Source organism: Streptomyces sp. NPDC002742 (genome assembly GCF_042888885.1).
GTDB lineage: Bacteria > Actinomycetota > Actinomycetes > Streptomycetales > Streptomycetaceae > Streptomyces.
On the sequence record NZ_JBIAQF010000028.1, the window covers coordinates 1 to 19216 of the forward strand.

19 protein-coding genes are annotated in these 19216 nt (G+C 71.1%); 12 read left to right on the top strand and 7 right to left on the bottom strand.

The annotated features are described in order from the left end of the window. Window positions 1–128: 128 nt before the first annotated feature. From metF to ACFYW8_RS35800, 5 genes are all read left to right on the top strand, one after another. The gene (gene metF / locus ACFYW8_RS35780) at window positions 129–1001 is read left to right on the top strand and encodes a methylenetetrahydrofolate reductase [NAD(P)H] (RefSeq protein ID WP_389088734.1); all 873 of its coding nucleotides are present in this window, start codon (window positions 129–131) and stop codon (window positions 999–1001) included. Continuing rightward, the gene (ahcY, locus tag ACFYW8_RS35785) at window positions 991–2442 is read left to right on the top strand and encodes an adenosylhomocysteinase (RefSeq protein ID WP_389088329.1); all 1452 of its coding nucleotides are present in this window, start codon (window positions 991–993) and stop codon (window positions 2440–2442) included. Before metF ends, ahcY begins: the two co-directional genes overlap by 11 nt. A gap of 87 nt (window positions 2443–2529) precedes the next feature. Beyond that, window positions 2530–3597, top strand: a complete 1068-nt coding sequence (locus tag ACFYW8_RS35790; RefSeq protein WP_389088334.1) for a glucose-1-phosphate thymidylyltransferase — start codon at window positions 2530–2532, stop codon at window positions 3595–3597. Continuing rightward, window positions 3594–4610 carry a dTDP-glucose 4,6-dehydratase gene (gene rfbB, locus ACFYW8_RS35795; protein ID WP_389088339.1) on the top strand — a complete coding sequence of 339 codons (1017 nt, stop codon included), beginning with the start codon at window positions 3594–3596 and terminating at the stop codon, window positions 4608–4610. Before ACFYW8_RS35790 ends, rfbB begins: the two co-directional genes overlap by 4 nt. 28 nt (window positions 4611–4638) lie before the next feature. Further along, window positions 4639–4899 (top strand): hypothetical protein, encoded by a 261-nt coding sequence (locus ACFYW8_RS35800; RefSeq protein WP_389088344.1) that lies wholly within the window; start codon window positions 4639–4641, stop codon window positions 4897–4899. Between the two features lie 130 nt (window positions 4900–5029). On the opposite strand, the gene ACFYW8_RS35805 is transcribed toward ACFYW8_RS35800, so the two are convergent. The 5 genes from ACFYW8_RS35805 to ACFYW8_RS35825 form a co-directional block, all read right to left on the bottom strand. Next, on the bottom strand, window positions 5030–5791 hold the full coding sequence (locus ACFYW8_RS35805) for an SDR family NAD(P)-dependent oxidoreductase (protein WP_389088349.1): 762 nt from the start codon (window positions 5789–5791) through the stop codon (window positions 5030–5032). A gap of 86 nt (window positions 5792–5877) precedes the next feature. After that, on the bottom strand, window positions 5878–7476 hold the full coding sequence (locus ACFYW8_RS35810) for an FAD-dependent oxidoreductase (protein WP_389088356.1): 1599 nt from the start codon (window positions 7474–7476) through the stop codon (window positions 5878–5880). Continuing rightward, window positions 7469–7768: an antibiotic biosynthesis monooxygenase family protein gene (locus tag ACFYW8_RS35815; protein WP_389088361.1), complete on the bottom strand. Its 300-nt coding sequence runs from the start codon at window positions 7766–7768 to the stop codon at window positions 7469–7471. The genes ACFYW8_RS35810 and ACFYW8_RS35815 overlap by 8 nt, the downstream gene beginning before the upstream one ends. 103 nt (window positions 7769–7871) lie before the next feature. After that, on the bottom strand, window positions 7872–9434 hold the full coding sequence (locus ACFYW8_RS35820) for a class I adenylate-forming enzyme family protein (RefSeq protein ID WP_389088366.1): 1563 nt from the start codon (window positions 9432–9434) through the stop codon (window positions 7872–7874). Further along, the gene (locus tag ACFYW8_RS35825; RefSeq protein ID WP_389088371.1) at window positions 9427–10395 is read right to left on the bottom strand and encodes an aromatase/cyclase; all 969 of its coding nucleotides are present in this window, start codon (window positions 10393–10395) and stop codon (window positions 9427–9429) included. Before ACFYW8_RS35825 ends, ACFYW8_RS35820 begins: the two co-directional genes overlap by 8 nt. A 206-nt stretch (window positions 10396–10601) precedes the next feature. Between ACFYW8_RS35825 and ACFYW8_RS35830 the strand changes: the two genes are divergently transcribed. The 7 genes from ACFYW8_RS35830 (at window position 10602) to ACFYW8_RS35860 (ending at window position 17013) form a co-directional block, all read left to right on the top strand. Then, the gene (locus ACFYW8_RS35830; protein WP_389088376.1) at window positions 10602–11054 is read left to right on the top strand and encodes a nuclear transport factor 2 family protein; all 453 of its coding nucleotides are present in this window, start codon (window positions 10602–10604) and stop codon (window positions 11052–11054) included. Between the two features lie 209 nt (window positions 11055–11263). After that, window positions 11264–12535 carry a beta-ketoacyl-[acyl-carrier-protein] synthase family protein gene (locus ACFYW8_RS35835; protein ID WP_389088382.1) on the top strand — a complete coding sequence of 424 codons (1272 nt, stop codon included), beginning with the start codon at window positions 11264–11266 and terminating at the stop codon, window positions 12533–12535. Next, window positions 12532–13791 (top strand): ketosynthase chain-length factor, encoded by a 1260-nt coding sequence (locus ACFYW8_RS35840; RefSeq protein ID WP_389088387.1) that lies wholly within the window; start codon window positions 12532–12534, stop codon window positions 13789–13791. The genes ACFYW8_RS35835 and ACFYW8_RS35840 overlap by 4 nt, the downstream gene beginning before the upstream one ends. A gap of 67 nt (window positions 13792–13858) precedes the next feature. Beyond that, window positions 13859–14128 carry an acyl carrier protein gene (locus tag ACFYW8_RS35845; protein ID WP_389088392.1) on the top strand — a complete coding sequence of 90 codons (270 nt, stop codon included), beginning with the start codon at window positions 13859–13861 and terminating at the stop codon, window positions 14126–14128. Window positions 14129–14157: 29 nt separating this feature from the next. Next, window positions 14158–14922 carry an SDR family oxidoreductase gene (locus ACFYW8_RS35850; protein ID WP_389088397.1) on the top strand — a complete coding sequence of 255 codons (765 nt, stop codon included), beginning with the start codon at window positions 14158–14160 and terminating at the stop codon, window positions 14920–14922. Window positions 14923–14931: 9 nt separating this feature from the next. Then, window positions 14932–16236 carry an FAD-dependent monooxygenase gene (locus ACFYW8_RS35855; protein WP_389088402.1) on the top strand — a complete coding sequence of 435 codons (1305 nt, stop codon included), beginning with the start codon at window positions 14932–14934 and terminating at the stop codon, window positions 16234–16236. Between the two features lie 3 nt (window positions 16237–16239). Continuing rightward, a complete protein-coding gene (locus ACFYW8_RS35860) occupies window positions 16240–17013 on the top strand; it encodes a cyclase family protein (RefSeq protein WP_389088407.1) in 774 nt (257 codons plus the stop codon). 112 nt (window positions 17014–17125) lie between these two features. Here ACFYW8_RS35860 and ACFYW8_RS35865 read toward each other — a convergent pair whose 3' ends face one another. Further along, window positions 17126–17869 (bottom strand): SDR family NAD(P)-dependent oxidoreductase, encoded by a 744-nt coding sequence (locus ACFYW8_RS35865; RefSeq protein ID WP_389088413.1) that lies wholly within the window; start codon window positions 17867–17869, stop codon window positions 17126–17128. Between the two features lie 2 nt (window positions 17870–17871). After that, the gene (locus ACFYW8_RS35870; RefSeq protein ID WP_389088418.1) at window positions 17872–19134 is read right to left on the bottom strand and encodes a methyltransferase domain-containing protein; all 1263 of its coding nucleotides are present in this window, start codon (window positions 19132–19134) and stop codon (window positions 17872–17874) included. Window positions 19135–19216: the final 82 nt, after the last annotated feature.

The window sequence follows — 19216 nt, forward strand, 5'->3', positions numbered from 1 at the left end:
ATCGGAGTCCACCTCTCCGAGGAGTTCCAGCTCCACCCCGAACAGTCCACCGACGCCATCGTCATCCACCACCCCGAGGCCAAGTACTTCAACGCGGGAAGTCGTTCGTGACTGTCACCCTCCGCGACATGGTCACGTCCGGCACGCCCGTTGTCTCCTTCGAGTTCTTCCCTCCGAAGAACGAGGCGGGAACCCGCGCCCTGTGGAAGGCGATTCGCCAGGTCGAGTCGTGCGCGCCGAGCTTCGTGTCCGTCACCTACGGTGCGGGTGGATCGTCGCGGGAGCGCACCGTGGAGGTGACCGAGCGGATCCTCACCCACACCACACTGCGCCCCGTCGCCCATCTGACCGCGGTCGGCCACTCGGTGGCGGAGCTGCGCCGGATCGTCGGGCGATACGCGGACATCGGTGTCAGAGATGTCCTGGTGATACGCGGCGACCCGCCCGGAGACCCACGCGGCCCCTGGATCCCGCACCCTCAAGGGTTGCGCCACGCTGCAGAACTCGTCGCCCTGGTCCGTGAGTCGGGTGACTTCAGCGTCGGTGTCGCGGCGTTTCCCGAGCGGCATCCGCGTTCGCCGGACTGGGAGAGCGACATCCGGAACTTCGTCGCCAAGTGCCGGGCCGGTGCGGACTACGCCATCACCCAGATGTTCTTCAATGCCGACGACTATTTGCGGCTGCGCGACCGGGTGGCGGTGGCGGGCTGCGACACTCCCATCATCCCCGAGATCATGCCCGCCACGGACGTACGCCAGATCCGCCGCTTCGCGGAGCTCAGCGACGCTGCCTTCCCCGATGCACTGGCCGACCGCCTGGAGAGAGCCCGGGACGATCCGGCCGAGGGCCACCGCATCGGCGTCGACCACGCCACCTCCATGGCCGCGCTCCTCCTCGCCGAGGGCGCTCCCGGCCTGCACTTCATCACGCTGAACCGTCCCCAAGCCGTCCTCGACATCCATCGCAACCTTCAGACCTCAAGGAGCCTCAGTGTCCGCTGACTTCACGGACTTCAAGGTCGCCGACCTCTCCCTGGCCGCTTTCGGCCGCAAGGAGATCACCCTTGCCGAGCACGAGATGCCCGGCCTGATGTCGATCCGCGGGGAGTACGCCGAGGCGCAGCCGCTGGCGGGCGCCCGGGTCACCGGTTCCCTGCACATGACGGTGCAGACCGCCGTCCTCATCGAGACCCTGGTCGCGCTGGGCGCCGAGGTCCGCTGGGCCTCCTGCAACATCTTCTCCACCCAGGACCACGCGGCCGCCGCGATCGCGGTCGGCCCGGACGGCACGCCCGAGAACCCGCGGGGCGTCCCGGTCTTCGCCTGGAAGGGCGAGACCCTGGAGGAGTACTGGTGGTGCACGGAGCAGGCGCTGACCTGGCCGAACACTCCCACCGGCGGCCCGAACATGATCCTGGACGACGGTGGTGACGCCACCCTGCTCGTCCACAACGGCGTCCAGTACGAGAAGGACGGCAAGGTCCCCTCGCTCGACACCGCCGAGTCCGACGAGCACCGCGTCGTCCTCGAACTCCTGCACCGCACCATCACGGACGGCTCGCAGAAGTGGACCGAGCTCGCCTCGGAGATCCGCGGTGTGACCGAGGAGACCACGACCGGCGTCCACCGCCTGTACGAGATGTACCGCGACGGCACCCTGCTGTTCCCGGCGATCAACGTGAACGACGCCGTCACCAAGTCGAAGTTCGACAACAAGTACGGCTGCCGCCACTCCCTGATCGACGGCATCAACCGCGCCACCGACACCCTCATCGGCGGCAAGACCGCCGTCGTCTGCGGCTACGGTGACGTGGGCAAGGGCTGCGCTGAGTCCCTGCGCGGCCAGGGCGCCCGTGTGATCATCACCGAGATCGACCCGATCTGCGCCCTGCAGGCGGCGATGGACGGCTACCAGGTCACGACCCTGGACGAGGTCGTCGACAAGGCCGACATCTTCGTCACCACGACGGGCAACAAGGACATCATCATGGCCTCGGACATGGCCAGGATGAAGCACCAGGCGATCGTCGGGAACATCGGTCACTTCGACAACGAGATCGACATGGCCGGCCTCGCGAAGATCCCCGGCATCGTCAAGGACGAGGTCAAGCCGCAGGTCCACACCTGGAAGTTCCCCGACGGCAAGGTCATCATCGTGCTGTCCGAGGGCCGCCTGCTGAACCTGGGCAACGCGACCGGCCACCCGTCCTTCGTGATGTCCAACTCGTTCGCGGACCAGACCCTGGCCCAGATCGAGCTGTTCACCAAGCCGGAGGAGTACCCGACCGACGTCTACGTGCTGCCCAAGCACCTCGACGAGAAGGTCGCCCGCCTCCACCTCGACGCGCTCGGCGTGAAGCTGACGACGCTCCGCCCCGAGCAGGCCTCGTACATCGGTGTCGAGGTCGAGGGCCCGTACAAGCCGGACCACTACCGCTACTGACAGCTGTCGACCGCCGGCGGTCGCGCCCCTGGGGGCGTCGACCGCCGCCCGAGCGGGCTTCCAGAGCACCTGCCTAGCGTTCATGGCATGAAGGCTCTCGTTCTGTCCGGTGGCTCGGGAACGCGCCTGAGGCCCATCACACATACATCGCCGAAACAACTGGTACCGGTGGCGAACAAGCCGGTCCTCTTCTATGTCCTCGAGGACATAGCGCAGGCCGGGATCACCGACGTCGGGATCATCGTGGGCGAGACGGCCTGCGAGATCCAGGAGGCGGTCGGTGACGGTTCCAAGTTCGGCCTCCAGGTGACCTACCTGCCGCAGGAGAAACCCCTCGGACTCGCCCATGCGGTCCTGATCGCTCGTGACTACCTCGGTGACGACGACTTCGTCATGTACCTGGGAGACAACTTCGTACTCGGCGGCATCGCCGGTCTCGTGGACGAGTTCCGCAGGGACCGGCCCGACGCACAGATTCTGTTGACCCGGGTGCCCGACCCGAGCGCCTTCGGCATCGCCGAACTGGGCGAGGACGGCCGGGTCGTGCGCCTGGAGGAGAAGCCGGCGCTGCCCAAGAGCGACATGGCCGTGATCGGCGTCTATCTGTTCACCCCGGCCGTGCACGAGGCGGTGCGCGCCATCAAGCCTTCCTGGCGCGGCGAGTTGGAGATCACCCACGCCATCCAGCGGCTCATCGACAGCCGGTGCGACGTGCGGTCCACCGTGATCCACGGTTACTGGAAGGACACCGGCAACGTCATGGACATGCTGGAGGTCAATCGGTCCGTTCTCGAGGGCATCGAGCCGTGCACCGATGGCCGGATCGACGCGGAGAGCGAGGTGATCGGCCGCATCAGGATCGAGGCGGGCGCCCAGGTCAGCAACTCGCGGATCGTCGGCCCGGCGGTCATCGGGGCCGACACGGTCATCAGCGGCTCGTACATCGGCCCGTACACCTCGATCTCGGAGAACTGCCGTATCGACGACAGCGAGATCGAGTTCTCCATCGTGCTGCGTGACTCCTGCCTGGAGGGTGTCCGGCGGGTCAGGGGGTCGCTTATCGGCCGCAACGTCACCGTGTCCCCCGCCCCACGGAAACCGTCCAGCAACCGGCTCGTTCTCGGCGACCACAGCGAGGTGCAGATCTCCTCATGACCACCAAGGCAATCCTGGTAACGGGCGGGGCGGGGTTCATCGGCTCGCACTACGTCCGGACCCTGCTCGGCCCGCACGGAGTGCGGGACGTCACGATCACCGTGCTCGACAATCTGACGTACGCCGGAACCCTCACCAACCTCACCGAGGTGAGTGGCAGTGACCGGTTCAGGTTCGTCCGGGGCGACATCTGCGACGCCTCCCTGGTCGACGAGCTGATGGCCGCACACGACCAGGTGGTGCACTTCGCCGCCGAGTCGCACGTCGACCGGTCCATCCTCGGCGCCGCCGACTTCGTACGCACCAACGTCACCGGCACCCAAACGCTCCTCGACGCGGCACTGCGGCACGGGGTCGAGACGTTCGTGCACATCTCCACCGACGAGGTGTACGGCTCCATCGACATGGGGTCCTGGCCGGAGACGGCGCCGGTCAGCCCCAACTCCCCCTATTCCGCCGCCAAAGCGTCCAGCGACCTCATCGCGCTGGCCTACCACCGCACGCACGGCCTGGACGTGCGTGTCACTCGCTGCTCGAACAACTACGGGCCCCACCAGTTCCCGGAGAAGGTCGTCCCGCTCTTCGTCACCAGCCTGCTCGACGGCCGCGAGGTGCCGTTGTACGGGGACGGCACCAACGTGCGCGACTGGCTGCACGTCGACGACCACGTCCGCGCGATCGAGCTGGTCCGCACGGGCGGCCGGTCGGGTGAGGTCTACAACATCGGCGGCGGCACCGAACTGTCCAACAAGGAGCTGACCCAGCTCCTCCTGGACGCCTGCGGCGCCGGCTGGGACCGCGTGCGGTACGTCACCGACCGCAAGGGGCACGACCGGCGCTACTCCGTCGACTGCACGAAGACCCGGCGCGAGCTCGGGTACCGGCCGGTCCGGGAGTTCGGGGACGCACTGGCGGAGACCGTCGCCTGGTACCGCGGCAACCGCGCGTGGTGGGAGCCGCTCAGCCGGCGTCTGGTCGCGGCGGCCCCCGAGCGGCCCGCTCGTCATGCGTGAGCGACGGCGTGCGGGAGCGAGGACGGACATGAACGGGTTGCCGCGCGGCGGGTACCACAGCCTCGTGGGCCGCGGCCTGCAGCGGGTGTGGCAGTGGCTCATCAGCTTCGGTGCGCTGCACACCGGCACCCTGTACTACGAGGACTCCCAGGTGGTGGCCGCACTGGGACAGGTGGGCTGCTTCGTGGACAGCGGAACGGCGAGCCGTGGCCGACCGCCCGAGCAGTTGCTGACCCGAGGACTTCGGGACGCCGGTCTCGGCGGCCCGGGCGCCGCGGACCCGAACTGAGCCGGGCCGTGCGGGAACCGGGGCCCGGCGGCTACGCGGTGCGCGAGGGATGATCTTCGGGCGGACGTGCGGGATCCGCCCGCCGGCGAGTGTGCTGACGGCGGGCGGATCCCGGAACGACGACGCCGGGCTACCGCCCGCCGGCCACCGTGAGGGTCTGGCCGGTGGTGTTGCCGTTGGCCGCCGAGCCCAGGAAGAGCACCGCACCGGCGACGTCCTCGGGACTGCTGAGCCGGCCGGTGGGAGTCGCGAGGGTCTCCCGCTCCCGCATCTCGACGGGCAGCCCGGTGAGCACGCGCTCGGTGGCGGTCAGGCCCGGGCATACGACGTTCACCAGGACCCCGTCGCAGCCCACGTCCCAGGCCAGGCTGCGGGCGAAGCCGTGCAGCGCCGACTTGGCGGCGCCATAGAACTCCTGGCCACGGTGGCCGTCGAGGGCCACGTGCGAGGAGATGAGAACGATGCGGCCCCAGGACCGCGCGCGCATCCCGGCCACCACGAGCTGCACGGTGCGCAGGGTCGGCGCCAGGTTGTCGTCGAGGAAGCGCCGCCAGTCACCGGCTGCGACGTCCTCGAACCGCTCGCCGGGCGGCCGCCTGGGAGCCCAGCGCACCGCGTTGGCGACGAGCACGTCCACCCCGCCCCAGCGTTCGGTGACCGTGGCGACGGCCGACTCCACGGTGTCCGGCTCGGCGAGTGAATACCGCACCGCCATCGCCGCGTCCCGGCCGGCGCCGAGTTCGCGGGCGAGCCGTTCGGCGTCCTCGCCGCTGCTCCGGTAGGTCAGGGCGACGCGTGCGCCCTCGGCCGCGTACGCGCGCGCGATGGCCGTGCCGATCCCGGAGGACCCACCCGTGACGAGCACCGTCCGGCCTTTCAGTTCCATGTCCATGCGTGTTCGCCTTCATGCTGATCCGTCGGGGTACGGGACGGACGGGGCCGGGTCGTGTCCGGCGACCGGGTGGGCGCCGGGCCGGTTCAGGAGCGAGGGGAGACATCCTTCTCGGCCCGCAGGCCCGCCGCGGCCAGGGACTGCCGCAGGTCCGCACCGGTGAGTTCCCGGCCGCGTGCGGAGACATAGCCGTCCGGGCGGACCAGGAGCCAGCCGCCCGGCGTGAGTCCCAGGGCGGCGCGCAGCCGGCCGTTCGGGTCGGCGAGCGGGCCGGGCCCCTCGGTACCGTCACCGAGCGTGCGGACCGACAGCCAGGCGTTCGCCGCGGGGGCCCCGTCCACCGCGTCCTGTGTCACGGCCAGCGTCCAGCGGGTGTCGCGCAGTTCCTCGGCCCAGGCCCGGCAGCCGGGGTCGGCCGGGTCGGCGCCCGCTCCGACCGAGGCGCGAGTGCCCGGCCGCGGCCCTGGTGCGGTGGCCGCGGGCCGGGTCAGCGGAGAGTCGGGGTAGCCGAGCTGGAGCCCGGAGATGCCGCCCAGGACCTCGCGCTGCACCTTTCTGCGCAGCGGCGCGAGATTGCGGATGACGCCGAAGACGATGGGCAGGGCGATCGGGGCGAAGGCGTTCTTCAGCTGCACCAGGAAGGTCGCCTTCTTGGTGGAGCCCAGGAGCCTCTCGCCCACCGGCACCCGCTCCGCGCTGTAGCTGTCGAGCAATTCCCGCTCCGCTTGGCCCTGGGCGACCAGGGCCAGCTTCCAGGCCAGGTTGTACGCCTCCTGGATGCCGGTGTTCATGCCCTGCCCGGAGGCCGGGCTGTGTACGTGGGCGGCGTCGCCCGCGACGAAGACCCGGCCCTCGCCCATGCGCGGCACCATCCGCTGCTGGAAGGTGAAAACCGACGTCCAGGTAGGGGTGCGCACCTTCGCGGAGTGGCCGAGGCCGGGGCCGAGTTTCTGCGTGAAGCGGTCGGCGATCACGGCGGCGTCGGTGCCGGGGGCCGCCGTGGTGGTGTCCAGCAGGCGCCAGCGGCCGCCGCGCTTGAAGGGCACCATCATCAGTGCCTGGGAGCCGGTGTGGATCCAGTAGATGCTGTCGCGGGGCAGGTCCACGTCGACGGGGGCGTCGGCGAGCATCCACGTCTCGCTGGCCTCCCCGAGCAGGGGCAGCCCGAGCACCTTGCGTACGGCGCTGTGCCCGCCGTCGCAGCCGACCAGCCAGGACGTCTCGGCGGACTCCGTGCTCCCGTCGGCGTGTTCGAGCGTGACGGTCACGCCGTCGGTCGTCTGGGAGAAACCGGTCAGCCGTGTCCCCCATTCGACGTCCACGCCGAGCCGGGCCACCGCGGCCCGTAGCACCGCCTCGGTGTCGGTCTGCTCGACGATCGCCGTGAACGGATAGCGGGTGGGCATGCTCGTGTAGTCGGCGGCCAGCCGCACCAGCCGACGGCCCTGGCTGAACATGGTGAACGCTCTGATCTGCTGGGCTTGTTCGAGGATTTCCTCGATGACGCCCATCTGGTCGTACGTCTCCAGCGTGCGCGGGTGGGTGGCCACGGCGCGGCTGGTGGTCGCGGGGTGGGGCGCGGCGTCGACCAGCCGCACTCGCAGCCCGCGCCGGGCGAGTTCGTGTGCCGCGGTGAGACCGACCGGTCCGGCCCCCGCGACGAGCACCTGCGTTCCGTCAGCCACGGTGGGCCCCGTCCTCGGCGACCTCTTCGTAGAGACCCGGCTCCACACTGGCCAGCGCGCCGAGGCCCTTGACCCGTGCCTGGAACTCCTCGCTGCGCACGGCGGCCTGGTGGGAGGCGGCGTCGTCCCACTCGGCCATCTCGATGAACACGTTGTGCAGACCGACGTGGCGCAGCGTCGAGGAGCTGCGGTAGCCGGGCTGGGCGGACATGAACTCGGTCAGCGACTGCTTGATCTTGAGGAACTCCTCGATGTCGCCGTTGACGGTCAGCTTGTTGATGAAGGTCACCATGATGGTTCTCCTGGTCGGAAGGGGATACTGGAACTGACTGACTGACTGACTGACTGACTGACTGACTGACTTGCTTGGCGTGCGGGAGCCGGTGTGCGGGATGTCAAGCCGCGTCGGCCCGCAGCCGCTCGCGCAGCGAACGTCGTTCGGCCTTGCCGTTCGGGGAGCGGGGTACGGCCTTGAGCCGTTCGGCGCGGCGGATCCACTGGTGTTCGGACAGCTGCGCGTTGGCCCGCGCCACGACCAGGCGCAGGTCCACCGGCCGGTCGCCGACGGGAACGACGCCGGCCCATACGACGGCACCGCTGAACTCGTCGGGCATGTCCACCACGACGCAGTCGGCGACGTCCGCGTCGTGCAGCAGGATCCGCTCGATCTCACTCGGCGACACCAGTTCGTTGTCGACCTTGAAGACGTCCTTGATGCGGTCGACCAGGAAGAGCCAGCCGTCCTCGTCCTGGTAGCCGACGTCGCCGGTGTGGAACCAGCCCGCGGCGTCGATGTCCGGCGCGTCGGGCAGGCCGAGGTATCCGGTCATCAGCTGCGGGCCGCGTAGCAGGACCTCACCCGGGTGGCCCGGGCCGAGGTCGGCTCCGGTCTCCAGGTCCACGACGCGGCACTCGGTGCCGGGGACGGCCGGACCGACCGAGCCGATCTTGCTCCGCTCCGGCCGGTCGTTGTGGCTGAGCGGGGAGAGCTCGGCGAGCCCGTACCCCTGGATGACCGGCACGCCGAGCTGGTCGCGCAGGCGCGCGGCGACCGCGGGGGCGAGCGCCGAGCCGCCCGAGGCCACCAGCCTCAGCCCGGACCCGGGAACGACCGAGGCGAGCCGCTGGTCCGCCGCCAGCCTGGTCAGCCGCACCGGCAGCCCGAAGTAGTGGGTGGCCCCGGTGTCGGCGGCCGCCGCGAACGAGGCCACCGGGTCGGGGTCGTGGCACAGCACCTGCGTGGCGCCCGCGTACACCGCCGCGTTGAGGTGCATCAGGTGGTAGAGCGGCAGGTGGTTGAGGCAGACGCTGTCGGCGTCGAGGCCGAGCGCGTGCGCCGCCTGGGCCGCGTTGGCCACCAGATTGCGGTGGGTGAGCTGGACGCCCTTGGGAGGACCGGTGGTGCCACTGGTGAACTGCACGCAGACGACCGAGTCCAGCTCGACTCCGGCGGGACCGGGCAGCGCGGGCGCGGCCGGCCCGCCCCCGGCGAGGAGGTCGGCCAGCGGGCGTGCGCCCTCGGGGAGCGGCCCGGCCCGGTCCGCGTCGACCACGTACACCTCCCGCAGGGCCGGGAGGTTCGCGCGGACCGTCGCCAGGCCTGCGGCGGTCTCGGCGGAGACCAGGGCGATCTCGATGCCGGCCGTGCCGAAGACGTGCTCCAGGACGGGCTCGCGCACCAACGGGTTGACCATCACGATGCGGTTGCCGCTGCGGGCGGCGCCGTAGAAGGCCGCCGCGAACACCTGGTCCAGCACACTCGCCACCCCGACCGCCGTCCGCCGTCCGCCGGTCAGCCGCAGCAGGGCGCGGGCGAACTCGTCGGCGTACGCGTCGAGTCGGGCGTAGTCCGTCGCTCCGCGCTCGTCCCGGACGGCGACCTGCTCGGGATGGCGCTCGGCGGCCCGGCGCAGCAGTCCGTCCAGCGGCACCGCCGGCCCGGACGGGATCTCAGACACCGGCGCGCTCCTCGGCGTGCGCCTTGGCCAGGCGCAGATTGCTGACGCTGTTGGCGCTCAGTACCCGGCGCAGGTACTTGCGTGCGTCGAGGACCGTCGTGCCCTCACCGAGGATGTGCAGGGCCGACGGCTTGATGGTCGCCGTGTGCCGGGCCTCGGCGATGACGCCCTCGGGGGTCTGCGTGAACTTCCAGTGCCCGGTGTGTCCGTCGAGCAGGGCGGGCAGCTCGGTCTGCTTGTACACGATGATGTCCGGCTCGACGGTGACCCGGACCGATCGGGTGCGGTGCGAGGAGCCGTCCGGGGTCGAGGTGAGCATGTCGAAGAACTGCACGTTGGGTGCGGGCTCCTCGAGGGCCAGTTCGGCGATGTGGGGGATGCGCTCCTCCCACTTGTCCGCCTCCCACAGGTATTCGTAGGCGTCCTTGACGTCGCCCGCGATGAACAGGGCGTCCGTGAAGGAGATGATCAGCCGGTCCAGTTCCTCGTGGTTCTCGGCGGCGTGGCCGAGGGTGCGCAGGTAGTCGCGGCTGCCCGCGTGCAGGCGGGCGGACAGCTCGTCCGCCAGGGTGTCCGGGCCGTCGGACAGGGTGAAGTCGTGGCGCATCTCCACCAGCGTCTTGCCGTCCCGCTCCCGGAACGTCCACGCGCCTTCGAGAGTCGCGAACGGCGCCTCGGGCTCCTCGTGCGTGAAGGAGATCCGGCTGCCGTCGGCGGCCTTGGTCCGGCGTGCGGTCCAGGTGCGCACCGAGTCCCGGCCGGTAACCGCCCAGTGCCGGATCCGCCGCTCGTCGCCGGTGTCTTCCAGGATCTCGGCGTGGACGGAGGGTTGATGCAGCTGGGTCCAGCCGGCGACGTCGTCGACCAGTGAGCGGACCCTCTCGGCCGGGGCTGCGATGAGCGTCTCGTCCCGGACGGAGTACTGCTGGCTGTTCGGCATCGTGTTGTCCTCCTGCGCCATGGGCGCGTCACTTTGCGGGCTTGCGGTCAAGGTTCCGCCGTGGCGCTTGAGGCGCATTGGATTCCGGCTGGACGCCGCAGGGAGCCGGTCCGGGCTGCAGAGCGACTTGAACGCGGCTCGACCGGGGCCGCCCACGATGGTCGGCGGACGGCCGGACGCCTTCCGGTCCCGGCCGCCGCCCGGCAGCCACACGAAACGGAGACACCGTGACCGCGCAGACCGAGACACCGCCGTACTCCGCCACAGGGTTCGCCGCCCTGTATGCGGAGATCCAGCAGTTCTACGCCCGCCACATGCACCTTCTGGACAGTGGTGCCGCCGACGAGTGGGCGGCCGACTTCACCGAGGACGCGTCGTTCTCGGTGCCGACCCTGCCTGCTCCGGTGTCGGGCCGTGACGCGTTGGTGTCGGCGGTGCGCCGTACCGCCGACACCAACGCCGCCTCCGGCGAGCAGCACCGCCACTGGCCCGGTGTCTTCGACATCAGGCCGCAGGAGGACGGCTCGGTGGTCGTCCACTCGTACACCACCGTGTACGCCTCGCCGCGTGGCGGGGAGTCCCGTGTGCACCGGGTCTGCACCTGCACGGACGTCCTGGTCCGCCAGGGCGGCCGGCTGCTCGTGCGGACCCGCGAGGTCACCCGGGACGACCTGCGCTGACCCTCGTTCCCGGGACGGACCCGGCCCTGCTTCGCACACCGGGCCGTGTCCGCCCCGTCCGGACCGCGAGCGGGCTGTACCCGACCGGGACTCCTGCGCGCTTCGAGCCGGGTTCGAGGGGGCTCGCGGAGCCTCGTCGGCAGGAACCGGCACACCTCAATCAGCAGGAGAGGACCCATGACCAGGGGGACAGTAGGCGGTGAGGGCCGATGAACCGTCGCGTCGTCATCACCGGCATCGGGGTCGTGGCCCCGGGGGCGGTGGGCGTCAAGGCGTTCTGGGAGCAGCTCACCGCCGGCCGAACGGCCACCCGGACGATCAGTCTTTTCGACGCCTCTTCGTTCCGCTCCAGGATCGCCGCCGAGGTCGACTTCGATCCGGCGCGGCACGGCTTCGACGCCGCCGAGGCCGAACGGCTGGACCGGGCCGCCCAGTTCGCCCTCGTCAGCGCCCGCGAGGCGGTCGCCGACGCCGGCCTCGACGGTGGCCTCCTCGACCCACTGCGCACCGGCGTGGCACTCGGCAGCGCGGTCGGCTGCACGACGGGTCTGGACACCCAGTACAACGTGGTGAGCGAGGGCGGCTCCGACTGGTACGTCGACCACTCCCGCGCGGTCGAGCACCTCTTCGACTACTTCGTGCCCAGCTCCATGGCCGCCGAGGTCGCATGGAGCACCGGCGCGCAGGGCCCTGTGGCGCTGATCTCCACGGGTTGCACCTCCGGCCTCGACTCCCTCGGCCATGCCGTCGAGCTCATCCGGGAGGGCAGTGCGGACGTGATGGTCGCAGGAGCCACCGAGGCGCCCATCTCGCCCATCACGGTGGCCTGCTTCGACGCCATCAAGGCCACCTCGCCCCGCAACGACGATCCGGCCACCGCCTCGCGGCCGTTCGACCGCAGCCGCAACGGCTTCGTCCTCGGGGAAGGCAGCGCCGTGCTGGTCCTGGAGAGTCTCGAGCACGCCCGACGCCGCGGCGCCCACGTCTACGCCGAGATCTCGGGGTTCGCAAGCCGTTGCAACGCGTACCACATGACCGGGCTGCGCCCCGATGGCGCGGAGATGGCCGAGGCGATCCGCACCGCGCTCGACGAGGCACGCCTGGACGCCACGGCCGTCGACTACGTCAACGCGCACGGCTCCGGCACCAAGCAGAACGACCGGCACGAGACCGCCGCCTTCAAGCGCAGTCTCGGCGACCACGCCTACCGGGTCCCGGTGAGCTCCATCAAGTCCATGATCGGGCACTCGCTCGGCGCCATCGGCTCACTCGAGGTGGCCGCCAGCGTGCTGGCGATCGAGCACGACACGGTGCCCCCCACGGCCAACCTGCACGATCCGGACCCGGCCTGTGACCTCGACTACACACCGATCACCGCCCGTGAGCAGCGCATCGACACCGTGCTGAGCGTGGGCAGCGGCTTCGGCGGGTTCCAGAGCGCCATGGTCCTGAGGGCGCCCGGACGTGGGGAGGCGGCGTGAGCGCCTTCACCGAACCCGCCTCCGCGCCCCAGGCCGCGGCCCACGACCAGGCGGTGGTCACCGGCATCGGGGTCGCCGCCCCCAACGGGCTGTCCGTGAAGGCCTGGTGGGATGCCGTGCTGCGGGGCGAGAACGGCATCCGCGGGCTCAGCCGTTTCGACGCGGCCCGCTACCCGGCACGGCTCGCCGGCGAGGTCCGCGACTTCGTGGACGCCGACCACATCCCGGGCCGGCTCCTGCCGCAGACCGACCGCGTGACCCGGCTGTCCCTCGCCGTGGCCCAGGAGGCCATCGAGGACGCGGGCGTCGACCTGGAGCGGCTGCCCCCGTACGCGGCGGGTGTCATCACCGCGAGTTCGGCGGGCGGCTTCGAGTTCGGGCAGCGCGAGCTGCAGGCTCTGTGGAGCAAAGGCGGGCAGTACGTCAGCGCGTATCAGTCGTTCGCCTGGTTCTACGCCGTCAACACCGGACAGATCTCGATTCGTCACGGCCTGCGCGGCCCCAGCGGCGTGCTGGTGACCGAGCAGGCCGGAGGGCTCGACGCGGTCGCCCAGGCTCGCCGCCAACTGCGGCGGGGCGGCGACCTGATGGTCACCGGAGGCGTCGACTCCGCGCTCTGCCCATGGGGTTGGACCGCCCACCTGGCGGGCCGCCGCCTGTCCACGAGCGATGACCCGACGCGCGCCTACCTCCCGTTCTCGGCGGACGCCGCCGGCGAGGTCGTCGGCGAGGGAGGCGCCCTCCTCGTGCTGGAGAGGGCCGCCACGGCCCGGGCACGCGGCGCACGCGTCTACGGCGCCTTCGCCGGATACGCGGCCACGTTCGACCCGCCGCCCGGGCGGAACCGTGCCCCACGACTCGCCCAGGCCGCCGAACTCGCCTTGCAGGACGCCGGACTGACGCCGGATCAAGTGGACGTCGTGTTCGCCGACGCCGCGGGCGACCGCGACGCCGACCGCGCCGAGGCCGAGGCGCTGGCCGGGCTGTTCGGCCCCTACGGGGTGCCGGTCACCGCGCCCAAGACCATGACCGGGCGGCTCTCGGCCGGCGGCGCGTCCCTGGACCTGGCGGCCGCTCTGCTGGCCCTGCGCGACCAGGTCGTGCCGCCCACCGTGAACGTCACCGAACCCGCCGACGACTGTCCCATCGACCTGGTCACCGGCCGCCCCCGGCCGCTGCCGCTGCGTGTCGCCCTCGTCCTGGCCAGGGGCCGTGGGGGGTTCAACGCCGCTGCCGTCCTGCGGGCCGTGGCCTGACCACCGCCGGCACGACGGCCGGCACACCCGGCGAGACACCGATCGAGAGCAGGAGCAGGAGAAACCCATGTCCCAGCAGATGCAGTTGGAAGACCTCACCACCTTGCTGCGCGAGTGCGCGGGCGAGAGCGAGAACGCAGACCTGTCCACGCGCGCCGACGATGTCTCCTTCACCGACCTCGGCTACGACTCGGTCGCCGTCCTGGAGACCACCGCGCGCATCGAACGCGATTACGGCGTCGCCCTCGACGACGAGGCCGTGTCCGAGGCGGAGACCCTGGGCCAGTACCTCGCCCTGGTCAACGAGGCGCTCGCCGCCGGCACCCGCGCCGCCTGAGCCGCCCGCCGACCACTGGGAGCCGAACCGTGACCACACACCACTCCACCGCCCCGGCACTGACCGGCCGCACCGCGCTGGTGACCGGCGCCACCCGGGGCGTGGGCCTCGCGATCGCCCGCAAACTGAGCGCCTGCGGCGCCGACGTCCTGCTCAACTACGCCGAGGACGACGCGAACGCCGCGAGCGCCCTCAAGGCGTTGGCCGGCCTCCCGGGCCGGGTCAGCGCCGCCAAGGCCGATGTCACCGACGACTTCGACGCGCTGTGCGACGAGGCCAGGCGTCGCTTCGGCCACCTCGACATCTTCGTCCACAACACCTCCTACTTCCGGCCGGCGCCCACTCTCACCACCGAACCCGCGCAGCTGGACCGCTCCCTGGCCGTCGCGCTGCACCCCCTGCTGACCGGAGGCTCCCGGCTCGCCGGGCTGATGGCGGGACGCTCCGGCAGGATCATCGCCGTCTCCAGCGCCGGTGCCCGCCAGGTCGTGCCACGCTACGCCGCGGCGGGCGTGGCCAAGGCCGCCCTGGAGTCCCTCGTGCGCTATCTCGCGGTGGAGCTGGCCGGATGCGGCATCGCCGTCAACGCGGTCTCCGCCGCCAAGGTCGACAAGGGGGACGGGAGCGTCCCGGCCGAGCTCGCCAAGGCGATCACGGCGCGCACGCCCGGGGGCCGGCTCACCACCCCCGAGGACGTCGCCGATGTCGTCAGCCTGTTGTGCACGGACGAGGCCGCCTGGCTGCAGGGCCAGGTCGTGACCGTCGACGGTGGCCTGGGTCTGGTGGCGGGCTGAGCGATGTCCATGACCACCGGCACGACACCGCCCGGACCGTCCGCACCCGACGACGACCTGCACACGGACGTCTGCGTGGTGGGCGGCGGGCCCGCCGGGCTCGCCCTCGCCCTGATGCTGCTCCGCTCGGGGGTGCGGGTCGCCCTCCTCGAGAAGTCGACGGGGTTCGACCGTGACTTCCGGGGTGAGATCCTCCAGCCCGGCGGCCAGCGCATTCTCGACGACCTCGGCGTCCTCACCGCCGCGCGCGATGCCGGGGCGTGCGAACTCGATGGCTTCCAACTCATCGACCATGGCCGTGTGTTGCTCGACATCGACTACCGGCTGCTGCCCGCCCCGTACGACCACCTGCTGGCGGTGCCCCAGCGGCACCTGCTCGACGCGCTCCTCGCGCAGTGCCGGGCGCTGCCCGGCTTCCGCTTCCTCGACGGCCACCGGGTGGGCGCTCTGGCGGAGGAGGACGGCCGGGTCACCGGCGTCGTCGCCCACGGCCCCGGCAGGCGCCGCACGGTGCACGCCCGGGTCGTCGTGGGGGCCGACGGCCGGTTCTCCAAGACCCGGGCGCTGGCTGGGATCGGTGCGGGCCGTGTGGAGGCGTTCGGGCACGACGTGCTCTGGTTCAAGGTGGATGCCCCCGACCGGCAGACCGGGTACGTCCGCATCCACCGCACCGCGGGCAACCCCGTCCTCGTGCACGACTCCCACCCCGGCAAGCTGCAGATCGGCTGGACCCTGCCGCACAAGAGCTGGCCGGAACTCGCAGCCCGCGGCGTCGGCGAGGTCCGACGCGAACTGGCCGCAGCACTGCCGCAGTTCGCGGACCTCATCGAGGACTCCGTGGGCAGCCTGTCCGACCTCAGCCTGCTCGACGTCTACGCCGGGAAGGCCGACGCCTGGACGCGCGACGGTCTCGTGCTGATCGGCGACAGCGCCCACACCCACAGCCCGCTGGGTGCCCAGGGCATCAACCTCGCTCTCCAGGACGCCGCGGTGCTCCACCCCGTCCTGGTGGCGGCCCTGCGGGCCGGGCGCCTGGAGCGGGAGCGGTTCGCCTCCTTCCTCGACGCCCGGATGCCGGCGGTGGACGCCGTCATGAAGATGCAGGGGATGCAGGCCAAGGGCATGTTCGGGACCGGCGGGCCGGTGGCCGACCGGCTGCGCTCCGGCATCGCCCGGCTCATCCGGCACAGCCCGCTCGGCAGGAAGATCACTCACCGGGTGGCCTTCGGCCACCCCTCCGTGGACGTCCGCACGGATCTGTTCACCACCGGCCCGACTGCCCGTGCCGAGCGCACGGGCAGCTCGAAGGGATGACCCATGCGCATCATCGACCTGTCCTCGCCCGTGGACGCAACGGCCTGGGAACCCGACCCCGTGGTCCACAAGGTCCTCACTCCCGCCGAGGGTGCCCGGCACATGAGCGATGAGATGAAGGCCCACTTCGGCATCGACTTCGACCCGTCCGTGCTGCCCGACGGCGAACTGCTGTCGCTGGACACCTTCACGCTCACCAGCCACACCGGGACGCACGTGGACGCGCCGTCCCACTACGGCTCGACGGCCGCCTACGGCACCCCGCGCCACATCCACGAGATGCCGCTGGACTGGTTCCACCGCCCGGCGATCCGCCTCGACCTGCGCGACGAGCCGTTGGGAGCCGTGGGCGCCGAGGTCCTCAAGCGGGAGATCGCCCGGATCGGCCGCACCCCCCAGCCCTACGACATCGTCCTCCTGAACACCGGGGCCTCCGCGTACGTCGGCACCGAGAAGTACTTCACCGACTTCACCGGACTCGACGGCGAGGCCACCGACTTCCTGCTCGACCTCGGGGTCAAGGTCATCGGCACCGACGCCTTCAGCCTCGACGCGCCGTTCGGTGACATGATCCGCCGGTACCAGGAAACCGGTGACCGCTCTGTGCTGTGGCCCGCACACTTCGCCGGCCGCCGACGTGAGTACTGCCAGATCGAACGCCTCCACAACCTGGACGCCCTGCCCGGTGACCTCGGCTACACCGTCTCCTGCCTTCCGGTGAAGCTGATCGGCTCCGGCGCGGGCTGGGCCCGCGCCGTGGCCTTGGCGGACGACTGAGGAGCTTTCGGGCAGACGACATCGGGCCTGGTGCCCGCCCGGCCGGGCGGGCACCAGGCCCGATGTCGCACGCGCCGTCCGGTGGCTGCCCGCCGGACGGCGCCGGTGACGGTCAGCCCACGCTCAGACCGCCGTCGACACGCAGGATCGCGCCGGTCAGATAGCCGGCCTCGGGACGGGTCACCTCTGTGATCCACCAGGCGATCTCCTCCGGCCGGGCGGGGCGGCCCAGCGGGACGCGGGAGAAGTCGCTCCGCTGCTCGGGCGGCAGCCCGGACCGGGCCTCGGCGAGGGCGGGCGTCACCGTCGGCCCCGGGGCCACCGAGACGACCCTGATGCCGCGCGGCGCCAGTTCCACCGCCCAGGTCAGGGTGAGGAAGTCGAGGCCGACCTTGGTGCTGCCGTACACCGAGTTGGCGGGCCAGCCGCGCGTCGGCGGGTTGGAGCTGATGTTGATCACCGTCGCGCCGGGCGGCATGTGCGGCGTCGCGCTCTGGGTCAGGAAGAGCGGGCCCAGCAGATTGGTGGCGATCTGGCGCTCGGTCCGCTCCCGGTCGATCTCGCCGAGCCGGGCCCGCCACGGGACGGAGGCATTGTTGATCAGTACGTCTATCCGGCCGGTGGCGTCCAGCGCCGCCGCCACGATCCGCTCGGGAGCGTCGCGGTCGACGAGGTCGGCGACGAGCCGCCGGATGCGCGGCTGCCCCTCGGCGGTCTCGGCCAGACGCTCCTCGGTCCGCCCCACGACGAGCACATGGGCGCCCTGGGCCGCGAACGCCCGGGCGGTGGCCCGGCCGATGCCGGAACCACCGCCGGTGACGACGACGCTCTGGGCGAGGTCCGTCGTCCGTGCCACCGTCACGCTCCGGCCGACACGATCGACGGGCGCGGGTTGGGCAGGATGAACCGTCCGCCGTTCGCCAGGAACGACGCCTCCTTGGCGATGATCTCCTCCCGGTAGTTCCAGGCCAGCAGCAGGTAGTGGTCGATGGCCTGCGTCTTAGCGTAGGCCGGGCTGTGCACCGGGATGTGCGTGCCGGGGAGCACCAGACCCTGCTTGAACTCCGTGGTGTCACAGCAGAATTCGAGATCGTCCGTGGTGATCCCGCAGACGTTCAGGAGGGTGTTGCCCTTCGCGGGCGCCCCGTATCCGGCGATCCGCTTCCCTTCGGCCCGCAACGAGCGGACCAAAGCGGTGAGTTCGCCGGTGATCCGTTCGACGTGCTCGGCGAACCGCTCGTAGGTGGCGTCCTCGTGCAGGCCGCTCCGCTTCTCCAGGGCGATGAGCTCCTCGACGGCGGGTGCCGTCGGCCGGGTGCCGTCGGCCAGGCCCACGAAGACCAGGATGGATCCGCCGTGCACCGCGAGGCGTTCGGCGTCCACCACCCGCAGACCGTGCCGCTGGAAGAGGGCGACCAGAGAGCCGACGCCGAAGTAGGACAGGTGCTCGTGGTAGATGGTGTCGAACTCGGTGCGTTCGAGCATGTCCACCAGGTACGGCACCTCGATGGCGAACAGGCTGTCCGGGCCCAGCAGATCGCGCACGCCCGCGGCGACCGAGGCGACGTCGTCGATGTGCGCGAAGACGTGGCGGCCCAGGATCAGCTGGGGCGTGCCGTAGGTCTTCTTCACGAGGGCGGCGGTGTCGACCGAGAAGAACTCCGGCAGCGTCTCGATGCCCCGCTCGTTGGCCACCGTGACGATGTTGCGGGCCGGGTCGATGCCAAGGGTCCGCATCCCGGCGTTCTGGAACGCCTTGAGCTGTGAGCCGGTGTTGCTGCCGATCTCCAGGACGAAGCTGCCCTCGGGAATGCCGAAGCGCTCGACGCACATCGAGACGACGTGCCCCATGTGTTTCTTGATGGTCTCCGAGTCGGACGTCGTGTAGGGGTATGTCCGGTACAGCACCTCGGGATCCACGACGTGCGTCAGGCTCATGAGCCGGCACGAGCGGCAGGAGATCACGGCCAGCGGGTAGCGCGGCTCGTCGTCGTAGGAAGCCGCGGGTTCGAGGAAGCTGTCCGCCAGGGGCACGGGGCCGAAGTCCACGACCTTCTGCCAGTCCTGCGCTCCACACATCCGGCAGGTGGTCACTTCCCGCGCGATGCCAGAGATGTTCATGTGGTCGACCTTTCTCTTCGTGGTTCGGGGGCTCGTGCGACGGTCGCGCGCGAGGCTCGGCACGGCTTCCCGCAAGCGGGCG